At 39.1% G+C, this 18,789-nt stretch carries 18 protein-coding genes; 7 read left to right on the top strand and 11 right to left on the bottom strand.

Annotation, left to right across the window (positions count from 1 at the left end):
• The first annotated feature begins 3 nt into the window (after positions 1–3).
• The 5 genes from FOC32_RS07205 (at position 4) to FOC32_RS07185 (ending at position 4,876) form a co-directional block, all read left to right on the top strand.
• Positions 4–768, top strand: coding sequence for a DUF4184 family protein (locus tag FOC32_RS07205; protein ID WP_175966684.1), 765 nt, complete (start codon positions 4–6; stop codon positions 766–768).
• Positions 769–930: 162 nt separating this feature from the next.
• A complete protein-coding gene (gene aspS / locus FOC32_RS07200; RefSeq protein ID WP_175966682.1) occupies positions 931–2,715 on the top strand; it encodes an aspartate--tRNA ligase in 1,785 nt (594 codons plus the stop codon).
• 114 nt (positions 2,716–2,829) lie between these two features.
• Positions 2,830–3,051 (top strand): hypothetical protein, encoded by a 222-nt coding sequence (locus tag FOC32_RS07195; RefSeq protein ID WP_004733007.1) that lies wholly within the window; start codon positions 2,830–2,832, stop codon positions 3,049–3,051.
• Positions 3,052–3,069: 18 nt separating this feature from the next.
• Positions 3,070–3,933 (top strand): lysophospholipid acyltransferase family protein, encoded by an 864-nt coding sequence (locus FOC32_RS07190; protein WP_175966680.1) that lies wholly within the window; start codon positions 3,070–3,072, stop codon positions 3,931–3,933.
• Positions 3,934–4,053: 120 nt separating this feature from the next.
• A protein-coding gene (locus FOC32_RS07185; protein WP_085064288.1) for an IS5 family transposase occupies positions 4,054–4,876 on the top strand; the annotation gives its coding sequence in 2 pieces (ribosomal slippage) (positions 4,054–4,434 and positions 4,436–4,876; 822 coding nt in all).
• On the opposite strand, the gene FOC32_RS07180 is transcribed toward FOC32_RS07185, so the two are convergent.
• Positions 4,833–5,549 carry a putative nucleotide-diphospho-sugar transferase gene (locus FOC32_RS07180; protein WP_228761288.1) on the bottom strand — a complete coding sequence of 239 codons (717 nt, stop codon included), beginning with the start codon at positions 5,547–5,549 and terminating at the stop codon, positions 4,833–4,835. The two genes, FOC32_RS07185 and FOC32_RS07180, sit on opposite strands and share 44 nt — an antisense overlap.
• Before the next feature lie 287 nt (positions 5,550–5,836).
• Between FOC32_RS07180 and FOC32_RS07175 the strand changes: the two genes are divergently transcribed.
• Together FOC32_RS07175 and FOC32_RS07170 are read left to right on the top strand one after the other, a co-directional pair.
• A complete protein-coding gene (locus tag FOC32_RS07175; RefSeq protein ID WP_004278322.1) occupies positions 5,837–6,736 on the top strand; it encodes a glycosyltransferase in 900 nt (299 codons plus the stop codon).
• Positions 6,737–6,828: 92 nt separating this feature from the next.
• Positions 6,829–7,731, top strand: a complete 903-nt coding sequence (locus FOC32_RS07170) for a lipopolysaccharide biosynthesis protein (RefSeq protein WP_071850414.1) — start codon at positions 6,829–6,831, stop codon at positions 7,729–7,731.
• 30 nt (positions 7,732–7,761) lie between these two features.
• Here FOC32_RS07170 and FOC32_RS07165 read toward each other — a convergent pair whose 3' ends face one another.
• From FOC32_RS07165 to rapZ, 10 genes are all read right to left on the bottom strand, one after another.
• Positions 7,762–8,700: a glycosyltransferase family 32 protein gene (locus tag FOC32_RS07165; protein WP_175966678.1), complete on the bottom strand. Its 939-nt coding sequence runs from the start codon at positions 8,698–8,700 to the stop codon at positions 7,762–7,764.
• 76 nt (positions 8,701–8,776) lie between these two features.
• The gene (locus FOC32_RS07160; protein WP_175966676.1) at positions 8,777–9,538 is read right to left on the bottom strand and encodes a glycosyltransferase family 25 protein; all 762 of its coding nucleotides are present in this window, start codon (positions 9,536–9,538) and stop codon (positions 8,777–8,779) included.
• A 9-nt stretch (positions 9,539–9,547) separates the two neighbouring features.
• Entirely contained in the window at positions 9,548–10,519 is a 972-nt protein-coding gene (locus FOC32_RS07155; protein ID WP_175966674.1) for a Stealth CR1 domain-containing protein, read from the bottom strand.
• Between the two features lie 41 nt (positions 10,520–10,560).
• The gene (locus tag FOC32_RS07150; protein WP_175966672.1) at positions 10,561–11,283 is read right to left on the bottom strand and encodes a glycosyltransferase; all 723 of its coding nucleotides are present in this window, start codon (positions 11,281–11,283) and stop codon (positions 10,561–10,563) included.
• A 128-nt stretch (positions 11,284–11,411) separates the two neighbouring features.
• Positions 11,412–12,338 (bottom strand): branched-chain amino acid transaminase, encoded by a 927-nt coding sequence (locus tag FOC32_RS07145; RefSeq protein ID WP_004278329.1) that lies wholly within the window; start codon positions 12,336–12,338, stop codon positions 11,412–11,414.
• A gap of 24 nt (positions 12,339–12,362) precedes the next feature.
• Positions 12,363–15,113 (bottom strand): bifunctional [glutamate--ammonia ligase]-adenylyl-L-tyrosine phosphorylase/[glutamate--ammonia-ligase] adenylyltransferase, encoded by a 2,751-nt coding sequence (glnE, locus tag FOC32_RS07140; RefSeq protein WP_175966670.1) that lies wholly within the window; start codon positions 15,111–15,113, stop codon positions 12,363–12,365.
• Positions 15,114–15,199: 86 nt separating this feature from the next.
• Positions 15,200–16,468: a sensor histidine kinase gene (locus FOC32_RS07135; protein WP_005232098.1), complete on the bottom strand. Its 1,269-nt coding sequence runs from the start codon at positions 16,466–16,468 to the stop codon at positions 15,200–15,202.
• A 654-nt stretch (positions 16,469–17,122) separates the two neighbouring features.
• Positions 17,123–17,656, bottom strand: a complete 534-nt coding sequence (yjgA, locus tag FOC32_RS07130) for a ribosome biogenesis factor YjgA (protein WP_005232100.1) — start codon at positions 17,654–17,656, stop codon at positions 17,123–17,125.
• A 2-nt stretch (positions 17,657–17,658) separates the two neighbouring features.
• Positions 17,659–17,928: an HPr family phosphocarrier protein gene (locus tag FOC32_RS07125; RefSeq protein WP_034169914.1), complete on the bottom strand. Its 270-nt coding sequence runs from the start codon at positions 17,926–17,928 to the stop codon at positions 17,659–17,661.
• A complete protein-coding gene (gene rapZ, locus FOC32_RS07120) occupies positions 17,925–18,776 on the bottom strand; it encodes an RNase adapter RapZ (RefSeq protein ID WP_005232102.1) in 852 nt (283 codons plus the stop codon). The genes FOC32_RS07125 and rapZ overlap by 4 nt, the downstream gene beginning before the upstream one ends.
• Positions 18,777–18,789 lie beyond the last annotated feature (13 nt).

Here is an 18,789-nt window from a genome sequence, read left to right as displayed (position 1 = left end):
TTTATGCCCTTTACCTTGTCGCATGCTGTGCTTGCTCCACCTATTTCATATTTGACTGGGAATAGACTTCCTGTTGCTGCGCTGGCGATTGGCTGTATGGTGCCCGATTTATATCGTCTCTTTACTTCGAGTAATTCAAATATCACGCATTTATGGTCTTCGCTGATACATCCTGACCTGTGGATCGGACTTATTTTCTGCATGATCTGGTATGGTCTATATCGCCCAGCTATTTACCGTTTCATCGGTATTCAGCATGATTTAAAGATTCACAATATCCTTTCAGCACTAAAATTCATCCTGGTGATGTGTCTGGCAGTCATCATTGGTACAGCCACCCATTTAATCTGGGATGGACTAACGCATGTCGACTTTCGAACTTTTGCCTTTCATAACGTCTTAGCCCAACATTTTCAGTTGCTTGGACAAAGTTATCCGCTGCACCGAATTTTACAGATTGGCACCTCAGTGATTGTCTTGCCTCTTATCCTGTGGATGAGCCTGCATTACTACAAAACTCATCAGCACTATCTTGCAGTCAGTCTGAAAATCAAATCGTTTGCCTGGGGCTTATTGCTCTTTTCTATATTTACCGGCCTATTTTCTGTCTGGGATTATGCACGCTATATCTCTACGGAAGTCTGGCAATCGGACCTCTATTATTTTACTGGTCGCTCGATCAATGAATTTAGCCAAGGCTTTCTGATCACCTTCAGTCTGGGCTGTTTATTGTTTTTATTTTTAGACAGAGATCGCAGGATGGGTTAAACAAAGCACTGGCTTTTCCCCTATTCACTTTAAAATGATATTGTTTTTGACCCAAGTTCTTGTGACAACATGCCCAAAGAGGCATAATCCTACCTTTACTCAAAGCGGTACGCTGTTTACGTATTCGCTGACCTTAACCCATATAGTTGGATTTCTAACGCTATGATGCGAACTCATTACTGCGGTTCTTTAACCGAAGCTCAAATTGACCAAACCGTAACATTATGCGGTTGGGTACATCGTCGCCGTGACCACGGTGGTGTAATCTTCCTTGACATGCGTGACCGTGACGGTCTTGTTCAAGTGGTTATTGACCCAGATACTCCTGAAGCATTCGCAACTGCTGATAAAGTACGTTCAGAATTTGTATTAAAAATTACAGGCCGTGTACGTCGCCGTTATGAAGGCACAGAAAATGCCAATATGGTGAGCGGTCAAATCGAAGTCTTGGGTAAAGAAATTGAAGTTCTTGCTCAGTCTGAAACTCCGCCATTCCCTTTGAATGACGAAAACACCAATATTTCTGAAGAAATTCGTTTGAAATACCGTTTCCTGGACATCCGTCGTCCAGAAATGCTAGATCGTTTACGCTTCCGTTCTAAGTTAACCAACCTGATTCGTAACTACTTCGAAGACAATGGTTTCCTAGACGTTGAAACCCCAATTTTGACTCGTGCAACGCCTGAAGGTGCGCGTGACTATTTAGTACCAAGCCGTGTATCTAACGGTAGCTTCTACGCACTGCCACAATCTCCACAGCTGTTCAAACAGTTGTTGATGGTGGGTGGTATCGATCGTTACTACCAAATCGCGAAATGTTTCCGTGATGAAGACTTGCGTGCGGATCGTCAGCCAGAATTCACCCAAATCGACGTTGAAACATCGTTCATGAGTGACGATGACATCATGGATTTAATGGAAACTTTAACCGTGAAGATGTTCAAAGAACTTCTAAACGTAGAGTTTGATAAATTCCCACGCATGACATACAACGATGCAATGCGTGACTATGCGTCTGACAAACCAGATATGCGTATTCCTTTGAAACTGGTTGACGTTGCAGACTTAATGCAAGACGTTGAGTTCAAAGTATTCGCAGGTCCTGCAAAAGACCCTAAAGGTCGTATCGTTGCGCTTCGCGTGCCGGGTGCTGGTTCACTGCCACGTAGCGCGATTGATGAATACACCAAATTTGTAAGCATCTACGGTGCACGCGGTTTGGCCTACATCAAAGTCAACGAACTTGAAAAAGGCATCGAAGGTCTTCAATCTCCAATCGTGAAATTCATCGAGCCAATCGTGCTTGATCTATTGAAACGTGTTGGCGCTGAAAATGGCGACATCGTATTCTTCGGTGCAGACAAAGCGAGAGTTGTAAACGATGCGATGGGCGCGCTTCGTGTGAAGATCGGTCATGACCTTAAATTATCAACTTGCGAGTGGGCGCCACTTTGGGTGGTTGACTTCCCAATGTTCGAAGAAACTGATGATGGTAAATGGACATCTGTGCATCACCCATTCACGCTGCCTAAATCTAGCGTAGAAGAAGTGAAGAACAATCCAGGTGCTGCGTTGTCTGTTGCTTACGATATGGTATTGAACGGTACTGAAGTCGGTGGTGGTTCACTGCGTATTCATAACCTTGAAATGCAAAAAGCGATCTTTGAAGCACTTGGTATTGGTGAAGAAGAAGCGGAAGAGAAATTCAGCTTCTTATTAAATGCATTACGTTACGGTGCTCCTCCGCATGGTGGTTTGGCATTCGGTCTGGATCGTCTGGTGATGTTGATGACTGGTGCATCTTCTATTCGTGACGTGATTGCATTCCCGAAAACCAAGACTGCTGAATGTCCATTAACGCAAGCGCCTGCTCCAGTTGAATCAAATCAATTGCGAGACCTTGGTATTCGCTTACGTGAAAAACCAAAAGCTGAATCTCAGGAATAATTCTTGACGTTTTAAGTGAAAAAGCCCTGCCTCGTGCGGGGCTTTTTTGTGTGATTGAGTCACATCTGGAACAGTGGCATAATAGCCACAGTTTTTAATCTAAGGTAATTAGCAATGGCTATGCGTCCTGCAGTTCGTAATCGCAGCATTATGCTTATTGTATTTTCAGTGGTTCAATGGCTGTTCATGCGCTATATCCTTGCCAACAACCTGTTCAACCTCGATACCAATGAGCGTATTGTGTATTTTTGCCTGAGCAGTATTTTAGGTGCTCTGCTGATCTTTGTCGGTTTGATTTATATGGTGCTGAAGGGCAATCCGGACAAAGACCTATAATCTGACCATCTGAATACCATGTACACCCTACTCAAAAATTTCTCCAAGCTTCCATTAAGATTCATTCAAAATCTTGCGCAACTGGCTGGGTCTCTTTTGTATCTCAGTCATTCTTCTGCACGCCGAGTGACTGAGATTAATCTGGCCTCTGCTTATCCTGAACTTTCTGAAGTTGAACGGGCTGATTTGACCAAACACAGCCTCAAAAGTCAGTGCATGACGTATGCAGAATCAGTCAAAATTTGGGGTTCATCTTCTGAATATGCGCTGTCTTTAATTCGAGATGTGCATGGCGAAGACATTTTCCTTCAGGCTTTACAAAATCCTCAGGGCTGCTTGGCTGTGGTGCCTCATTTTGGCACTTGGGAGCTGTTGAATGTCTGGGTGAATCAACACACCGCCCCTGTGATTATGTATAAGCCTAGTAAGAATCAAGATGTCGATCGTTTTATGCTGGAAGCTCGGCAACGCCTGAATGCGACACTGGTTCCAACCGATGACTCTGGTGTACGTGCTGTGTTTAAGTATTTAAAACAGGGTGGTTTTTCTGCAATTTTGCCGGATCATGTTCCTAAAGAATCTGGTGGAATCTATTCTTATTTTTATGGTCAAAATGCGCTGTCCTCTACGCTTCTTTCCAAACTGGCAGCTAAAACACAATGTTCAGTCGTAGGTTTAAGCTGTCTCAGACGTAATGATTTATCCGGCTATGATATTTACGTGACTAAATTATCAAATGATATTTTATCTAAAGATTTACGACTGTCGGTTGATACCTTAAATAAAGAAATGGAGCGAATGATTAATGTCGCTCCAGAACAGTATTTGTGGGGGTATAAGAGGTTTAGGAAAATAATTGATGAAAGTAATATTTATCAATAAATTTTAATTATTCAATTAAATCACTTAAAGTTAACTTAATATCGATTCCTAACTTTGTTGTTCGTGCATTAACTTCATTAGACCTCTTGCGAAAGTAAAAACTGCCTCAATATAGATTTCATGAAATATCAGAAATTAAATCGTTTTTCAGATTCTGAATTCCAGCGCTTGGTTGGTGTACCTCGAGCAGTTTTTAGTGAAATGGTCGAAGTTTTAAAAGAAGCAGAATCACTTAAAAAGAAATTAGGGCGTCCTCATACTTTAGCTATAGAGGATCAATTATTACTAACACTCAATTACTTACGGAGCTACAACACCCAATTGGAATTGGCGGCAAATTACCATATCGCTGAAAGTAATGTGAATCGAACTATTAAAAAGGTTGAAGATGCATTAATGAAATCAAGACGTTTTACCCTGCCAAAACGAAGCATTACCACAGCAGACGAACAATTTAACTGGGTAATTATTGATGCGACAGAATGCTTAATAGAACGCCCGAAAAAAAAATCAGAGTAAGTTCTACAGTGGTAAAAAGAAGAAACATACGTTAAAAGCCCAAGTGATCTATCATCCGAAGAGCAAACAAATCATAGGAGTAGATATATCGTCTGGCAGTCAGCATGATATTAAATTGGCAAGAAAAACAGTTAAGAAATTCAAACATTGTGACTATGTTATGACCGATTTAGGGTACTATGGATTAGAGCAAGATGGCTTTAAATTATTGATGCCAATAAAGAAAAAGAAGAATTTACCCTTATTTGATGCTGAGAAAAATTACAATAAAATGATTGGAAAAATACGAGTTGTAATCGAACATATTAACAGTCAATTGAAAAGATTTAGAATACTAAGTGAACGCTATCGAAATAGACGGAAAAGATTCGGTTTACGCATTAACTTAATCGCTGCACTGGTAAACCGGATGAACTTGCAATAACGACTTTCGCAAGAGATCTATTATGTCGTTTAACAATCTTTTTAGTACTTTTTGACAGTAGAGAAGAACGCATTATCCATTGATAAATTGAATTTCTTTGCTCATATTTCTGTATCCAACGCTTATCTCTACTTGCTTGTAATTGTTCAATACTAGGTTGAATCTTATCCCCATATAAATTACGAGATGTATCAAAAATAAATGTATAGTTTGGTGGTAGCTTTTTTAATGTAATAAGGCCTGCATCATGCCACTCATCAACCAAGTTTTGTAAAATAATCTGATCCCAAATAGTTGGATTTTGCAACATACGCTTCTCCCATTCATCCATCAGAGAATGTGCATTTTTAGTGTCATTTATAAAAATAGTACTACTAATTAAACGCTTATTATCTATGTAATGTACTGCAATATCTTCTTCAATTGCATTGAAGTATGGCCGGATATCCTCAAGAATTATAGCATCAGCATCAACAAATAAAAGTGGGCCATGAGTTTCACGACGCATTTGCGAAATAAACACAGGCTTAAATGCAATAATGGTTTGCCAGTCATCTTTTGAAAATTGCTTTAATAGAATATGAATATTAAATTTTTTTGCTGATTCAGCTAAAATTTGAGCATGCTTCGTATATAGTTTATCATCTGTATGAAAACCAAAAACTGTCAACATTAAGAATCCTTTTAATTTTCTACCAATTTAAGTTTAAAATCATAGATAAAAGTGTGATAAAAAACTATAATTTTAAATTTTTTTCGTAATTATATAACAATATAATACACATAAGTTATTGTAATTTATTTAAAAACCAAAGAAGTCATTGAAATAAATTCGATTATTTTATTTAAGTTTTAATTATAATAGAATAAATAAAAAACATAGTAAATCTTATGTAGTCTTTGTTTTTATATAGTCTTTGTTTTAATATACATTATCATATCACAAAATAATTGATAAAAATGAGTCTCAAAACAATCAAAATTTTTATAGGCTGTGACCCAAACAACTGTGATTTAGAACAAATGATGGTTTTAGACTACAGCATTAAAAAACATACCCAGCAGCCTGTAGAAATTATTTGGATGCAACTTTCGCGTGATCCTTCTAGCTATTGGTATTCTGATCCGAAATCGAATCAAGGATGGAGAACAGAAAACTGGGCGACACCTTTTTCCGGATTTCGGTGGGCTATTCCAGAGTATTGTCAATTTCAAGGTAAAGCCATTTACATGGATACAGATGTCATTGTACTCGATGATCTTGCACTACTCTGGGAACATCCTATTGAAGCCAATGCTATTGTGGCAGCCAAGGGGGGGGGAAGCTCAGCCCGTTTATGCACTTGTGTCTGGGATTGTGAAAAGGCCAAACATTTTCTTCCTAGAATTGAGGAATTAAAAAGTAACCCTGCCAGTCATCAAAGTCTGATGAGACAAATTCAAAAAGAACCGTCATTGGTTCAAGCTTATAATGATCATTTTAATTGCATCGATGGTGAAAATCTAAGTATCAACGAGATTAAAATTTTGCATTATTCCGATATGGGCACCCAGTTTAGTCACAAATATTCAATTCCTCGTCTTCAACACAATAATTCAACACATTGGTTTGATGGCGAAATTATTCCTCACCCCCGAGCGGACCTGACAACACTTTTTGACCAATACTATCACGAAGCCCTTTCTGCCGGATACCAACTTGAGGACTATACAATTACACCCTACGGAAAATTTCACAAAGCATCTCAAAAAAAATACTCGGGCAATAACATTACTCGGTCAGAAACATCCCAGCCTTGGTTTAAGAGGCTCCTGAGCAAGTTTAAAACCAAGCGTGATTCATTTAATTTAGATCATTAACCCTCTAAGCAACTGAATCATCTTATCAATTAGATTATTCTCAAATAAACTTGATATAACTCATAGAAATAAGCTATGAAAGAGACAAGAATATGTGTGGTTTAATTTTCAACCATTTCGTTCGAAATTTGACAAAATATACCTATAAACTTTTAAAACCGAGTACTTACAAACACAACAGACGCTATTGGCCTTTTTACCGTGTGGTTCGTAATGCATCGGGTCAAATTGATCAAGTTTTTTTTAGGAATACCTTAATTGCAGACCATACGCTTAACTTAAAGAATAAACATTCAAAATGTATGCTGATCGCAACAGGACCATCGATTAAAAAGATTCCTGATAAATTTTTTAAATATGAGAAACTGGACTATATTGGCGTCAATGGAGCAATCGCTTTGAATGAGGTCACTTTTCAACACTATGTCATTATTGATCATGATTTTGTACAAAATCGTTTTGATCTCGTTGAGCGGGTTTTAGACACAGCATGCAATTTTTTCACCACCGCACGTTGCTTAGACTATATTCTAAGAAAAGTAAAAATCGAACAGATTCGTTGCCAATTTAAAATTATTGAAATCACGAGTAACTGTAAAAATGAACTTTTTATGGGAAACACTATTCATGTTGATGAAAAAGTTAAGAGTAATTACTTCTACAATGGTTTTGGCTTTTCTACACACATGTATGACACAGTATTTGACTACTATACCGTGGCTTATACCGCATTACAGATTATGTCAGGATTAAATTACCAACATATCTATATTGCAGGTGTGGATATGAATAACTTCGACCTACCACGATTTTATGAAACTTTAGATGCAAAACAACCTACCTTATTAAACCAGCACACCCAATCAATCATAGCGGCATTTGAAACAGCAGCCTATTTCTTTGAAAGTCAAAAAGTGTCTGTTTATAATCTTTCACCCCATAGTCTTATCAAATCATTTAAGAAATTAACGCTCGAACAAGACACCATCCTCTAAGTGGTTCAGATCATCCAACCTGATAGAGCGTTAAGATAAGGTTTTACTCTGATCATCATGGAAATCTAGCAGTGAATCTTGAAAATACATTCCTTTTTCATAAAATTCGCCTATATGTTTACGCTCTTTACCGGCAAATTTAATCAATTTAGGGTATTCACCTGAATGATGATTGATTGCCATTTCAATTAATGTTTTTTCTTTGACCCATTTATTTTTTACCTGATAGTAAAAGGCATTTTGATCACAATCAATTAAAGTAATACTAGGCAATGCTTTCAGCATAATCACCTGACACACTACATAGGAAATCAGGTACTCTAAATTACTAATCTTTTGAAATATTCTCTCATAATTTGGCACAGCACGTTTAATTTCATTGATATATGTTTTAGGGCCAACCTGCATGGCGTTCACCAACTCATCAAACCAATCTTTAAAAAACCTATTGTTAGGAGCCGTTGCTAAAAGCCAATTCTCGATGACTGGAGAATCAATATTGGTAGTGTTTTTTTTACGATAATAGGCAAAACTTTCGGTCTGATTTTGAGAAACCAACTCTTGAATCCAATCTAAATTTTCATAAACGATAATACTTGCATCTAACCAGATTCCTCCATAAACATAAAGTAATTTAAATCTGATTAAATCAGCTTTATGCTGAGGTAGATGAATATTTAAAGAATCAAAATCTATCTGTATAAATTGATCAACAGTTGTTGGTGTTAAAAAATGAACCTCATAATTTGCATTTATTAGCTTTATATTTTCTATGCATTTTTCCACAAATAATGGTACATCCCCCTCCCAATACAGCCAAATCAGCTTAGGTATTTTAACTTCTTCTGGCTTTGGATTAAGCGTAATCATATTTGCGTAATTATGAATTTTTAAATTCGTGCCTCTAATCTTGTAAAAATACATGATATAAAACTTAAGCATATAATAAGTTTTTTTAAATATTTTCATCTAAATTATTTCCAACATGCTCATTGATTTATTCCTTTAATGATAAATATTCAATTATTAAGATATTCGATGAATTTTAAGAATTTAGCAGATATTTTAGTGCATGATAACGATCACGCCACATACGCTTCTGCTTTTTAAAGCCATAGGAGCTGCTTCTATTTTCAAGTGCTTTACGAGAAATCCCCTGAGTAGCAACTGTTCCCAAAATATCACTATCGACCCCTGCTGGCTTCACTAGTGGTGGCCAAATCCCTAAACCTTTGCCATTTTGACTTAACCAAGACTGGAAGAAGATATCAACCGGCATATTTATAGTTTTGCCTACCTCAACAAAAGACTGTGCTCCCTGCCGCGACCAGATTAACCCTAAGCCACGAATTGGGAAATAAAAAGCATGCCATAGACTTATATCCCCTATTTGCGTAATATCTTTTGCTAGTTTTTTCTTTTTTGCAGCAATATTAATAAGATACCAGTTTAAATCTTGATGTTGGTGCAAATATCCAATGATGCTGTCAATTTTAATCTTAAAGTCACTATTAATTTTAAGGTCATCTTCCAGAACCACTAAATAATCTGCATCAGTGGCTAAAAATTTTTCAGCGCATCCATAATGACTTAAATAACAACCTAACTCGGAATTCATTAAACTACGACCTAATACCTTATTAGTTTGATCGTCATTATAATTTATGAATTCAGAGAGTGCTTTACCCCGACCATCATAAGCAGCAAAACGTTCAAACCTCCAGCCCACACTATTAAGCTGCTGAGTTGCTGCAGCTAGACGCTCATCACTTCCGTCTAAATTAATTAAATAAGTTACAACTTTCATGATTAACTCTTAATGCTGAATAGATAGAGGTAAATAGTTTTTAAATTTAGCAATTAAAGCAAAAGATACCTTTTCTGCTTCTTTTGGATCAAATTGATCTAAACTCTGAATACAACCGAATTTAACAGCTGGATTATTCAGGTCTGATAAAAATGTAGATACTGAAGCTTCATTTTTTAAGTAAGCAATATTTATATCATTACACAAGATTGTTTTTTCTTCTCGAATTTTTAAATGATTATTCAACCCTACTGGTAAAAATTGAAAAGCACTTCTAAAACGATGCTTAATCTGTTGAGCTAATGTTGTAGGGTATTTTTGAAAATACTTTTGTAGTACATTACGATCCAATATATGGGGACGATGATGAATTTCATAATATTTATTAAATCCACATAATTCAGCACTAAGCATTTGAGCAATTGTATATTTAGGCTGTAAAGGTTTACCAAAATATTTATTAAGACCTTTACGTAGATTAAATTTTGCTTTAATTAAGGAGTTATTTTCCCAATGTCCATAGACTTTTATCTGGTCACCAACTAAAAAATCATCTAATTCAGATGAGACATTAAAAAAGAAATCATCATTCAAATAAATAAAATACTTTGATAACCCTGGAATATTCCAAAGCATGGTTTCAATACTTAAAGAATTAAATGTAGGCAAGTATTGCTCATGACCAGCAAATATTGTTCTATGATCAATTATTTTTATCTGCTCAGGAGCACATAATCCCTGTTCGAAAAAATCATGAATATGTGCAGGCTGCTGTTCATCCGTAATAATATAAATTGTTCCAAAATAGGGAACATATTTAAGAATTGAAGCAATTGAAAAATAGATTTCATCATTACTAGCAAATCGAGTTTCTTCTGCTGAACCTTTTACGATATTAGTAGATTGAAACTGTTGCCTTTTAAGTCGATGCTTTACATCATTGCCATCGACCCACGCAATAACAAAATCTATTTTTTCCATAATACTTCTAATCAATAATTAGCTTGAATAAACTCTATAACTTACTGCCAAGCATCCTTAATCCACTGCGATGGCAATACATAACGGTACCACTTCCCACCACCACCATTCACTGCATCGGGCGGATTAATTTCACCATGGAATACAATAATTTTAGCACCTTCAGGTTTTACCGGCGGCTTAAAATAAGCCATCGGAATTTTTTGCAGGCAATGATATTTATAGCTCTTGCACCAGCTTTCTGGCCAGTATGTCTGTTTACCTTCACGGTCTACGTACCAAGACAAATAGGCTTGCTCATTACGGAATTTTTTACGGATTTCATCAAAGTTTTCACGGAAATAAGGCAAAAGTCCCGGGAAAGCACCCAACTTAAACCGGTAAACCGAACTATTACCGGTAATACGCCACGGCCGTTTCCAATCATGGATAATCAGGAAGTCGCCCGGATAGGTAAAGAACTCATCGATATTATCGACAATCACTACATCAAGATCTAGAAATAATGCATTACCTTCCAAACCATACAGATCAGGCTCAAAAGTGGACAGCTTGTTCCAGCCACGCTCAGGGGCACCTTCAGGCAATGCCAGAGGTGGAATAGGGAAACATTGTACTGCAGAATCAATGCCTTCAGTACGATCCGTCAGACAGACCATTTTAAAGTCGAATGTCGTATGTCGTTTAACCATATTGTATAAACGATTGACGTATTCCGAACCGTATTTGGTTCCCCATTTCATACAAATAACGATGTTACTCATTGCGTATGCCTAAGCTCATCTTAAAATCTTCTTGATGCTGAATATGATGACATAAGTTCAGCAGAATAAGTACATCCGTTAAAAAAAACCTCTCAAATGAGAGGTTTTTTCAATCAGTAAATTCTTAATTACTTCACATACGTTAACCAGTGTGCATATTTCGGGTCTTTGCCCTGAACTGCATCAAAATAAGCTTTCTGGATTTGTGTGGTGATTGGACCACGTACACCTTCACCAATCTGACGGTCATCGTATTCACGGATTGGTGTTACTTCTGCAGCAGTGCCGGTAAAGAATGCTTCATCTGCGATGTAGAACTCATCACGGGTAATACGGCGTTCAATTACGTCATAACCCAAGTCTTTAGCAATCGTAATAATCGTTTGACGGGTAATACCATCCAGCGCACCACCTGCGATATCAGGCGTATGAATCACGCCATCACGCACCAGGAATACGTTTTCGCCTGAACCTTGGCATACATAGCCTTGTGGGTCGAGCAGCATTGCTTCATCATAACCTGAATGCGCCACTTCCTGATGCGCAAGAATCGACAAGGTGTAGTTACCTGATGCTTTTGCTTTACACATGGTCACGTTCGGATGATGGTGGGTAAATGAAGACGTTTTTACGCGAATACCCTTCGCCATCGCTTCTTCACCGAGGTAAGCACCCCAGCTCCATGCCGCAACTACGGCATGAATGGTATTGTCAGTTGCAGCGATACCGAGTTTTTCAGAACCAATAAAAATAATTGGACGTAAATAGCAAGACGCTAATTTGTTTTCACGAACAACATCAATTTGAGCCTGTTCTAATGCTGCTTGATCAAATGGAACTTTCATTTGATAAATTTTTGCAGAATTCAACAAGCGCTTCGTATGTTCTTTAAGACGGAAAATAGCCGTTCCATTCGGGGTTTCATAAGCTCGGACGCCTTCAAACACACCCATGCTGTAATGCAAAGTATGTGTTAATACGTGAGTTTTTGCCTCACGCCAGTCAACTAGTTGTCCATCTTGCCAAATGAAACCATCACGATCAGCCAAATTCATGCCACAAACTCCAATTTCTCACAATTATTCACTATCCAGTGCAAAGTCTGCACTTGGATCAATCAGTCTTTGCCATAACTTGCAAACGGTCATTCGGGTATCGTGCCAGTCGCTTGCAGACACTTGCATGGATTGATTTGCAAGGGCTAAGCGGTGGCTCTCGGCGCGTTCACGGAGATAAGCTTGAATCAGAGCAGTCGCATCGTCGCTGGATAAGCAACCTGATTTTGCGGCATCCTCAAGGATTCTTACATTGTCGGAGTAATGGGCGAGATCTTTATTCGTCCCACTCCAAGCTAACACCGCATACTGTGCCATAAATTCGATATCAACGATACCACCTGCATCTTGTTTTAAATGAAAAATCCCATCTTTTTTTTGCTCTTTGGAAGAACCCAGATGATCTTTCATTTTCTGACGCATTTTCAGAACTTCACTACGTACATGACAGATATCGCGTTTCTGGGTAAGAATCTTACAGCGTAGTGCTTCAAATGTCTCTCTCAGGCTATCTTCCCCAGCAATGGAGCGTGCACGTACTAAGGCCTGATGCTCCCATAACCATGCATTTTTCAACTGATATTGCTCAAATGCTTTCAGACTAGTGACCAGTAGCCCTGCTTCTCCAGAAGGACGTAGACGGGTATCGACTTCATAGACACGCCCATCCAGTGTTTGTGTGGTCATGAGCGACATAAACTTCTGTGCCACACGCATGGCAAACTCAAAACCGCTAATCGGCTTGAGACCGTCCGTATCTGCCTGCTCACCCATATAATGAATGAAGACTAGATCCAGATCCGAACCATAACCCAACTCAATGCCACCGACTTTGCCATAGCCAATGACGGCAAAAGCCGTATGTTCTATTGAGCAGCGCTGCCCTTCTGCATCCAGCGGAAAACCATGTCGTTTGGCCACAATCTGATAGGCCAGATGCAGCCCAGCATTCACCGAGACTTCTGCAATATCTGTTAAGGCATCCGAGACTTTCATTAAAGGACTTTCTGCCAGTACATCACTGGCAGCTACCGCAAGGACATTGGATTTTTTAAACAGGCGCAGCACTCGCATCTGGTCTTCGACTTGGTCAATTTCAATTCTGAGCAATTGCTGACGCAGGCTGTCTTCCAGATCCTGACGTTTAGGCAATTCGAAATCCATCGACAGGAACTCATCCAGCAATACCGGATAATGGGTAAGTTCCTCACAGATCCAGGGGCTGACAGTCGCCATCTTGACCAAACGCTGTAAAGCACCTTTACTTTCAATCAGCATCACCAGATACACCGTACGACGCATGACTGATTCAACCAATGGCATCAGGCGAACCAGTGCAACTTGCGGTTTATCTGATTCTAGAATCGCCTCTATCAGATAAGGCCAAAACGTTTTTAAACGTTGAATGGCTTTAGCTGGCAATTTTTTTAAGGCATGACCATGCCAGAATTCATGCACCAGATTTTTTGCATGATCATCCAAGACTTCATTCAGCTGTTGTTCCAACTGAGAAAAACTTTTGCCTTGAGGCTCTGGTCCATTTTCCTTGATCAAGTGCTCAAACTGGTAAATCACTTTAGCGCGTTTTTGATCCAGCACTTCCATAAAGGCGGACCAGTCTGCAAAGCCTAAAGTATCCACAATACGTTGACGTAAATCTGGCTCAGTCGGCAAACATTGGGTTTGTTGATCATGCAGCGCCTGAATAGCATGCTCTACCCGACGAAGGAATAAATAGGCATCTTCGAGATCAGTCACCGCCTGTTCATCCAGAAGTTCAGCCTCATCCAGATGATTCAAGCTGACCAGACATTGCCGATCTTGCAGCTCTAACTTGGCTCCGCCATAAATCAGCTGAAAAACCTGCACGATAAATTCAACCTCACGGATCCCGCCTGCCCCAAGCTTGATATCGTCTTCAATATTGCGGCGCTGTACTTCACGCTCAATCATTGCTTTCATTTCACGCATCGCTTCGAAAGCACTGTAATCGACATATTTACGGAAGACGAAAGGACGGGTCATATCCAGCAGTTCATCACCTTCTGGACTCGGATTGACGATGCGGGCTTTGATCCAGGCATAACGTTCCCATTCGCGGCCATGCTGGCTGAGATATTTTTCTAGTGCGGCATGACTGATGGCTAAAGCAGAACCATCACCCCAAGGGCGCAAGCGCATATCGACACGAAATACAAAACCTTCAGCAGTGATATGATCCAGCAGATAGATTAACTTTTGTCCCCATAGGATACAGAACTGCTGAACGTCAATGCATTTACGCCCATCCGTTTCACCCTGTTCATCAAAGGCAAAAATCAGGTCGATATCACTGGAAAGGTTGAGTTCCTGAGCGCCCAGTTTGCCCATCGCAATAATAATAAGATCTTGAACTTTACCGTTATAACCAACTGGCTGACCATATTTGGCGACTAGAGGAATACGGGCAAACTCTTTGGCAGCGCAAATGCAGGCATCGGCGAAATCAGACAGCTCGCGAGTCAGCGTGATGACATTGGTAAGTTGATTGGCATCCTGCCAGATCCAGCGAAACATCAGACGAGCACGTAGAATACGTAAACTACGCATCCACATGGTTTCATCACTGATATTTAATAAATTGGCCTTAATTAAGTTTTGAATCTGTTCAGTGCCGAGTGATCCCTGAAACTGATCAATTGCATAATCCTGATTCAATAGATCTTGATGATTGGCCAATACCTGTTCTGCATACTGACTGGCTCTTAAGGTTTTCTGCAATTGTACCGCGTCCATCACTCGGTGATTCCCTCAAAACTTTTATTTAGTTATAGCAGGAGTTCAGGCCGAGTGGGAACGGTTTTAAAAGAAATTTATGATTTTCAGGACTTTTCAGTATGCAGATCTTCAAGTACCAATGCCTGATGATCATTGGTCACTTTAGGTAAATACACAATAAAGGTGGTTCCAGCGCCTTCTTTAGAATCTACGGCAATCTGTCCATGGTTCAGATCTACAAAACGCTTACATAGTACCAGACCTAGACCTGCGCCTTTCTCATTGTCTGTGCCTTTTAAGCTCACCGTGAGATTTGGTCTAAACAGATTTTCCATCTGTTCTTCAGTCATACCGAGACCAGCATCCTGAACAGTGATCTTGACTTGCTCACCTTCCATTTCAGCAGCCAGAATCACCTGTCCACCCTGATCCACTGGAGTAAATTTCAGAGCATTCGATACCAGGTTCTGCAAGACCGAAGTAATCATGTTGATATCAGCATGTACCTTGATATCTTCAGGAACCTGGTCAATCAGCTCAATATTCTTTTTCAGCGCCAGACTTTTCAGTACATCACAGACAATTTTAGTAGACTGTTTTAATTCATAATTAATCGGATGATAAACAAAACGTCCACCCTCTGCCATCGCCCAGGTCAACAGACTTTCTAACAAGTTATACGTCGATTGAGCCGTATCATATAAATAATCAGAAATACTCTGGATACTGGATTCATCCAGAGTGTCACGTTCCTGCGCCAATACTTCCGAGAAGCCTAACAGGCCATGGAAAGGTGCACGCAGGTCATGAGCAATAATCTGGAAGAATTTGGTTTTACTAAAGTTTTGTGCACATTGTTGTTCGTATAACTCTTTTAGTTCAGTATGCTCTTCATTCAGTTTGACTCGCTTGACTAAAGTTTCAGCAAATTGCTGAACAATAATAATATCTTCCTGATCAAACCCTTCAGTCTGATCATCAAAGAAAACCACCTGCCCTAAAGACTGCCCTTGAGCTGATTTTAAATTAAATGCCACCAGCCGCTGATGGGCGACACCAAGGCTTTTTACGTAATCTGATAATTCTGCATATGCAGGATGATTTTGATCGATCACATCCATTTCTTGTAAATATTTAGGGATGTCCACATTCTGTGGTACGTGTAAACCGCGAAAACCGAGCGGACAGCTGTGCCAGATATAGGGTTCCGTATGGAATCCGATGATACAGGTCTTGGCGCCGAGTACTTTACGCGCGACTTTACAGAAGGTGTCTAATAAATTGTCAGAGGTATAGACACCTAAAATGAGAGATATACGGCACGAGCTTAACTGCTCCGTATTCTGACCGATCTCTAGCAGTTTTAGTTCCATGTCTGCCTCTCTGGATGTTATGGAATAGAGAATAAAAATTACAACCGACTAAATTGATACAATCAATAACAAAGATTCTATATTTACTCAACGTTAAAATCTCATTTATGGACCAAAGGATTTGTTAACTTATTTCTCTAAAGATACATTCATTGTTTCAATGCATTGATATTTAAATATTAAGAATTACTTGAGAAAATATTCTCCTTATAAAAAATTACATATAATTATTTGAAATTCCTGAATTCATTTCAAATTGTTTCGATATCACCTTAATATCCAAATTATACGAAGATAAAAACAGCTCACTTTTCTTCTGATCTTCAGGTAAATAAAAGCCTTTGAATTTTCAAATATATAGATACTACCTATTGTCACTTTCTAGAAAAGTAGAGCGCTGATAATATTAACTTTGACCTAAATCTATTTCTACCTTTTAAATATTCTTAACAATCATAAAATATTGAGAAATTTAAATAGTTTATTTATGCACTAAAACCTATTTCTTAAGTAATCAAAAATATTAAAAGTTTACATTTTTTTACAGTTAACAATGACTTATAGGAACATTCTTGAATTCTTATAAAAAATTAAAATTAATTAGAGTGAATAAAAAAGCGACAAAATGTCGCTTTTCTTTAATTCAGATTACAATCAGTTATCTGAAATCAGGGCAACTTGCTGCACATAGTTAAACAGCTTTTGCTTTGAGGCTGCCACTTCTTCTTCCGGTGCCTGATTTTTTAGATCACGATGCACACGTAAATAATGCTGACGTAAGGTATGACGCTCTGTCGCATTATAGGTTTTGGTAAATTCGTTAATCGCAGGATCACCATCTTTCACGATACGGTCAACCCAACGCTGCAATTGTGCTGTCTTTTTCAAACCCTGTTTCGGAGTCAGATAAGACAGAATCACGGTTTCATTTTCATTACGGAGTAATTTACCAATACGTGAAAATTGACGACGGCGTGCTTCATGTGAACTGATTTGCTGGACATCCAGCAAAGCTTCAATCAGACGCTCTTCAACGGGTAAATTTTTAATTTGTTTCGCACTCAGTTCTGCCAACTGTGCGCCTAAAGCAGCCATACGCTGAACTGCTTTTTTCTGTTCGGTTTTACTTGCGCGTCCCTCTAAAGATTCAAAGTCTTCTTCAGTTAAACTGCTCGGTCGACGTGCCACGATTAATCTGCCTCATAAAATTTTGCCGCAAACAGTGCCTGAATTTCAGATAAAGCCTTTTCCTCATCTGCACCTTCAATCACTAAGCGTAAAGTTGTTCCTTTGCCCGCACCAAGCATCAGCAAGGACATAATATTTTTGGCATCAACCAATTTGTCCGACTTGCCAATCTGGATACTGGAACGAAATTTGGTGGTAACTTCAATGAGTTTACCTGACGCACGCGCATGTAAACCTAGTTTATTAATTACGTCAACAGTCGTATCAATCATGACCAGTGCTTCATTTCTCGGTGGAGGACTTGAATAGACCATTTTGCCTCAAGCGCTTTTTTTAGTCTATCCACAATATAAACAGAACGATGTTGGCCGCCAGTACAACCAATTGAGATGGTCATATAATGACGATGACCCTCAGCAAAGGTCGGCAGCCATTTGTCTAAAAAGTGATAAATATCCTGAAACATGTCTTCGACCTGATCACTTTTCTCCAGGAATTCCTGTACTGATTGATCGAGGCCTGAGTATTTGCGCAGTTCGAGTTCCCAATGCGGATTCGGCAAATGACGGACATCAAAAACATAATCAGCATCCAAAGGAATTCCATGCTTATAGCCAAAAGATTGCAGAATCACAATCAGGTTATCGGTCTGCCCCAGCTTGTACAGCAAGGTATGTTTCAGATCATGCACGCTTTTATCGGTGGTATCGATATGCACTGTGGAACGGAGTTGGATCGGCATTAGCAGGACTTTTTCTTCCTGAATACACTGATGCAGGCTCTTAAAACGAGCAGCCAAAGGATGCGGACGGCGTGATGCACTGAAACGGGCAATCAGCTCCTGATCCTGCGTGGTCAGATAGATGACATCTACCGTACCATGCTGTTGCAACTGTTCAAATACATGGTCGAATTCCTGCAAATCTGCACGGGTACTACGTACATCCACCCCAAGCGCTAACTGTTCCAGATTATTTTCACAATCCAGCTTCGCCACAATTTCAGGAAGTAAGGCCAAAGGCAGATTATCAATACAGTAATAACCCAAGTCTTCAAGTACCTGCAATGCAGAAGATTTACCTGAGCCAGATTGTCCTGTCATAATTAAAATGCGCTTCATGCCTTACGATCCT

It is taken from the genome of Acinetobacter sp. FDAARGOS_724, from assembly GCF_013364475.1.
Classification (GTDB): Bacteria; Pseudomonadota; Gammaproteobacteria; order Pseudomonadales; family Moraxellaceae; genus Acinetobacter; species Acinetobacter variabilis.
This window is presented reverse-complemented; position numbering and strand designations above follow the sequence as displayed.